This window comes from Vibrio sp. 1580, from assembly GCF_033340055.1.
Genome location: NZ_JAWOVT010000461.1, coordinates 1 through 595, shown reverse-complemented (window position 1 = coordinate 595; position 595 = coordinate 1). Strand labels below are relative to the sequence as shown.

Sequence of the window (595 nt, the reverse complement as noted above, 5' to 3'; positions counted from 1 at the left end):
ATCTCTCGTTCGTTGGCGTAGCAAAGAGTTTGGCGAAATTTATCCCGATGAGTTTATTCCCGTAGCCGAGAACAAAGGCTTGATCGTCGAGCTAGGCTATCAAGTGTTCGCGAAAGCTTGTCAGTTCATAAAACAATACCGTGAACGCTACCAAAATGAAGTAAGAGTGAACGTAAACGTCTCCGTTCTGCAGCTTATGAATGGTGAGTTTCCCTCAAGAATCAAAGCCATGGCTGACGAGGCTGGCGTCGCACCTCAGTCTATCGTGCTAGAGCTCACCGAAACATTCATTTTGGATAACAACCAAACGGCTATGGCCCCCTTAAACACGCTTCGTGAGTTGGGTTTTGCGTTGTCTTTGGATGACTTTGGTTCCGGGTACAGTTCTTTAAACTGCTTCTTTGATTTACCGATGACGCAGATAAAAATCGATAAATCGATGGCTTGGAAAACGCTGACAAACCACTCTTCGCGAGAGTACCTAAAGTTTTTGATTGCAATGTGCCACGAGAACAATATTGAGGTAGTGATTGAAGGCATTGAGGATGCGAAGATGTGCGACTTCTTTACTCAGATGGGCGTCGACTATTTACAA

General features: G+C 44.9%; 1 pseudogene. It reads left to right on the top strand.

What is annotated here, in order from left to right:
• Positions 1-595 (top strand): annotated as a pseudogene (scrG, locus tag R7093_RS26595) (regulatory protein ScrG); the annotation flags it as partial.